The 4,094-nt window shown below is 70.0% G+C and carries 3 protein-coding genes and 1 pseudogene; 1 reads left to right on the plus strand and 3 read right to left on the minus strand.

The window, feature by feature from the left end:
• Positions 1 to 243: 243 nt before the first annotated feature.
• From ABZ749_RS30765 to ABZ749_RS30775, 3 genes are all read right to left on the minus strand, one after another.
• Positions 244 to 528, minus strand: coding sequence for a GlsB/YeaQ/YmgE family stress response membrane protein (locus ABZ749_RS30765; protein WP_357233897.1), 285 nt, complete (start codon positions 526 to 528; stop codon positions 244 to 246).
• Positions 529 to 891: 363 nt separating this feature from the next.
• Entirely contained in the window at positions 892 to 2,769 is a 1,878-nt protein-coding gene (gene lepA, locus ABZ749_RS30770) for a translation elongation factor 4 (protein ID WP_357233899.1), read from the minus strand.
• A gap of 116 nt (positions 2,770 to 2,885) precedes the next feature.
• Positions 2,886 to 3,422 (minus strand): DUF4240 domain-containing protein, encoded by a 537-nt coding sequence (locus ABZ749_RS30775; protein WP_357204680.1) that lies wholly within the window; start codon positions 3,420 to 3,422, stop codon positions 2,886 to 2,888.
• A gap of 61 nt (positions 3,423 to 3,483) precedes the next feature.
• On the opposite strand from ABZ749_RS30775, the pseudogene ABZ749_RS30780 reads away from it, so the two are divergent.
• A pseudogene (locus ABZ749_RS30780) lies at positions 3,484 to 4,094 on the plus strand (aminoglycoside phosphotransferase family protein); the annotation flags it as partial.

Genomic DNA, 4,094 nt, shown 5'->3' on the forward strand with positions numbered 1-4,094 from the left:
GCCCGGACGCGGGAGGCAGGACACGGGGCGCCCGGACGCGGGAGGCAGGACACGGGCCACGGACAAAGGCGCGGGACGCAGGACGCGGCGCGCGCGGAGGGCTGGACGACACTGCGGCCGAGCCGGACGCAGCGATTCGCCGGATCAGACCCCCGTCGATCGAATTCGATCAAGCACCGAGGGGCGCCCGGCCTGATGGCCGAGCGCCCCTCGAAGGTGTTGCGGTACTACGGGTTGCTGGTGTTACCGGGTCACGCGGCGGCGGCCACCCACACCGGCCACCAGCGCGACGGCGATCGCGGCCAGCACGACCTGCACCAGCAGCTCGCCCCAGTCGATACCGCTCGTCTCGGTCGCGATGCCGATGGCCCGGGCCAGGACGGTGCCCAGCAGGGCCGCGCCGATACCGATCAGCATGTGCAGCCAGATCGGCATGTTCTGCTTACCCGGGACGACCAGGCGGCCGAGCGCGCCGACGATGAGACCGACAACGATCGCAGTGATGATGCCCCACACGGTGAACTCCACGGTCGCCCTCCTTCAAAAGAATGTCTGACACACGAGGTGTGTGCTTCCTGTCGTGACGGCTAAGTGCCCGACCCGCCGAAAGCCCAAACCGACTCACCTCAAAAGACAACGCCAGTTGTCGATGCTTCGGAGGTGCGTCGGTTGGCGCGGAAGTACGTCCACACAGGTAGGAGCCCATCTCCTCGGCCCACCGGCCCCGCGGCAGCGACCGAAAAATTCCGCACGGGTGGTCGCACCCACCGCACCGCAGCGCTGGGCGGCCGGCAGACACGGCGGTATACCGGGGCCAGGGTGGGCGAGCGCACCCACGAAACGCGACGCGCCCGGGTGCGGATGGCACCCGGGCGCGTACGGCGGTACGAACTACTTCTTGCCGGCGGCCTTGGCGTCGCCGGAGTCGGAGGAGAGGGCGGCGATGAAGGCCTCCTGCGGCACCTCGACCCGGCCGACCATCTTCATCCGCTTCTTGCCTTCCTTCTGCTTCTCCAGCAGCTTGCGCTTACGGCTGATGTCACCGCCGTAGCACTTGGCGAGCACGTCCTTACGGATCGCCCGGATGGTCTCCCGGGCGATGACCCGGCTGCCGATGGCCGCCTGGATCGGCACCTCGAACTGCTGGCGCGGGATCAGGGTGCGCAGCTTGGCGGCGATGGTGACGCCGTAGTTGTACGCCTTGTCCTTGTGCACGATGGCGCTGAACGCGTCCACCGGCTCGCCGTGCAGCAGGATGTCCACCTTCACCAGGTCGGACGCCTGCTCGCCGGAGGGCTCGTAGTCGAGTGAGGCGTAGCCCTTGGTACGGCTCTTCAACTGGTCGAAGAAGTCGTAGATGATCTCCGCGAGGGGCAGCGTGTAGCGCAGCTCCACCCGGTCGGCGGAGAGGTAGTCCATGCCGAGCAGGGTGCCGCGCCGGCCCTGGCAGAGCTCCATGACCGCGCCCACGTAGTCGTTGGGCGTCAGCACGGTGGCCCGGACCACCGGCTCGTACACCTCGGCGATCTTGCCGGTGGGGTACTCGCTCGGGTTGGTGACGACGATTTCCTCGCCGTCGTCGGTGATCGCCCGGTAGACGACGTTCGGCGCGGTGGAGATCAGGTCGAGGTTGTACTCGCGCTCCAGCCGCTCCCGGATGATCTCCAGGTGGAGCAGGCCGAGGAAGCCGCAGCGGAAGCCGAAGCCGAGCGCGCCGGAGGTCTCCGGCTCGTAGTCGAGGGCGGCGTCGTTGAGCTTGAGCTTGTCCAACGCCTCGCGCAGGTTGGGGTAGTCGGACCCGTCGATCGGGTAGAGGCCGGAGTAGACCATCGGCTTCGGGTCCTTGTAGCCACCCAACGCTTCGGCCGCCGGCCGGCTGTTGATGGTGACGGTGTCACCGACCCGGGACTGCCGGACGTCCTTCACACCGGTGATCAGATAGCCGACCTCGCCGACGCCGAGCGCCTCAGCCTTGACCATCTCGGGTGAGATGACACCGATCTCCAGCAGCTCGTGCACCGCGCCGGTGGACATCATCTTGATCCGGTCGCGCGCGCTGATCCGGCCGTCGATGACCCGGACGTACGTGACGACGCCGCGGTAGACGTCGTACACCGAATCGAAGATCATCGCCCGGGCGGGCGCCACGGCGTCACCGACCGGTGGGATGAACTGCCGGACGATCTCGTCGAGCAGGTACGGAACTCCCTCGCCGGTCTTGCCGGAGACCCGGATGCAGTCGGCCGGGTCGCCGCCGATCAGGTGGGCCAACTCCTCGGCGTACTTCTCCGGCTGGGCGGCCGGCAGGTCGATCTTGTTGAGCACCGGGATGATGCGCAGGTCGTTCTCGAGGGCCAGGTAGAGGTTGGCCAGGGTCTGCGCCTCGATGCCCTGCGCGGCGTCGACCAGCAGCACGGCACCCTCACAGGCGGCCAACGACCGGGACACCTCATAGGTGAAGTCCACGTGCCCCGGGGTGTCGATCATGTTGAGCACCGCCTGCTCACCAGCCCGCTCACCCTCGCGGATGGTCCACGGCATGCGGACGGCCTGGCTCTTGATGGTGATGCCGCGCTCGCGCTCGATGTCCATCCGGTCCAGGTACTGCGCGCGCATCTGCCGCGGGTCGACCACACCGGTGAGCTGCAACATCCGGTCGGCCAGGGTCGACTTCCCGTGGTCGATGTGGGCGATGATGCCGAAGTTCCGGATGCGACCGGGGTCGGTGGCACCAGGGGCGTTCGCGCCGGGATCGAGCTTCGGTGGCACAGCGGTCCGTTCTGGTCGGCTGACGTGAACAGGCCGGCGCGCCGCCGACCCCCTCTATGTTCCCACGCCGCCGGGGTACGCCCACTGCGCGGGCGATGGAACGGCCCGAGGACCCCTCACTCCATCGGCGGCTCGACGAAGAGCGCGGCCAGCCGGGGCAGCCGGCGACGCGCCTCGTCCTCGTCGTCGAAGTCCCAGAAGTCGTTGAGATCCGGCGTCCGCACCGGGTCACGGTCCGCCGGCAACTCGGTAGCGGTGGCCTTGCGGTACGCGTCCCACGGCACCGAGAGCATCTGCTCGGCGGAGAACTCCTCGCCGCTGAGCGAGGCCGCCCGCACCTGGGGCAGTTCGGCCAGCGAGTCCGGTTCGGTGACCGCGCCGGCGAAGACGGCCCGACCCTGGGTCATCAGCCAGCCCCGGAAGTGTTCGAAACCCTCAGCCGAGGCACCACCGTTGATCAGGTACGCCGCACCCCACAGATCCGCCTTGTGCGAGGCGGCCAGCACCCGCGTCTGGTGCCGCGCGTACCCGATGATGTCCTCCGGGTCGCGCTCGGCGAGCAACGCCACGGCTCGCGCGGCGACCGGGCCAGGCTCACCCCCACCGCCGGCCCGTGCCTGGTCGATCAGCTGCCAGAAGTCCTCGGTCCTCATGGCTTGGCAGTCTGGCAGTGTCGCCGTGCGTCGCGCACGTACCCCGGTGCAGCATGGTGTGATGTCCTCTCCCCCGCTGCCGCCGTACCACGCGAGCGCCCTGCGCCCGTCGTGGCCGGCGTTACCGGCGGCGCTGCGAGCCGCGGTCGCCGAACGGCTCGGCGCGCCGGTGGTCACCGCCCGGGTCGCGGGCGCGGGCTTCACCCGTGGGTTCGCCGCCGTGCTCGACACCGCCGACGGTGGTCGGGCCTTCGTGAAGGCCGCGCCCGCCGCCGAGCAACCGCACCTGGTCGACTGGTACGCCCGGGAGGCCGCGATCCTCGACCGGCTGCCGGCGGACCTGCCGGCGCCCCGCCCCCGGTGGACCCTCTCCGCGGCCGGCTGGTTCGTGCTCTGCACCGACGCCGTCGACGGGCACACCCCGCACCTGCCCTGGGTGCCCGCCGAGCTGGACGCCACCCTCGCCGGGTACGCGCAGGTCGCCGCCACCCTGGCCGCCCCGCCGGGCGAGCTGACCGGGCTGGGTTTGCCGCAGCTGGCCGACCTGGCCCGGTCGGACATCCTCTGGTGGGAGGAGGTCGCCGCCGGTCGGGAGCCGACCCCACCACTGCCCGCGCCACTGCTCGGCCGGCTGCCCGAGCTGGTGGAGTTGGAATCTCTCCTCCCCCGGTA

Origin of the sequence: Micromonospora sp. NPDC047753 (assembly GCF_040642735.1) — a bacterium.
In the GTDB taxonomy this organism is placed as follows: Bacteria; Actinomycetota; Actinomycetes; order Mycobacteriales; family Micromonosporaceae; genus Micromonospora.

Bases quoted from the DNA above. Each gene is read 5' to 3' on its own strand.
- ABZ749_RS30775 (WP_357204680.1), bottom strand. From the start codon at position 3,422: ATGAGGACCGAGGACTTCTGGCAGCTGATCGACCAGGCACGGGCCGGC.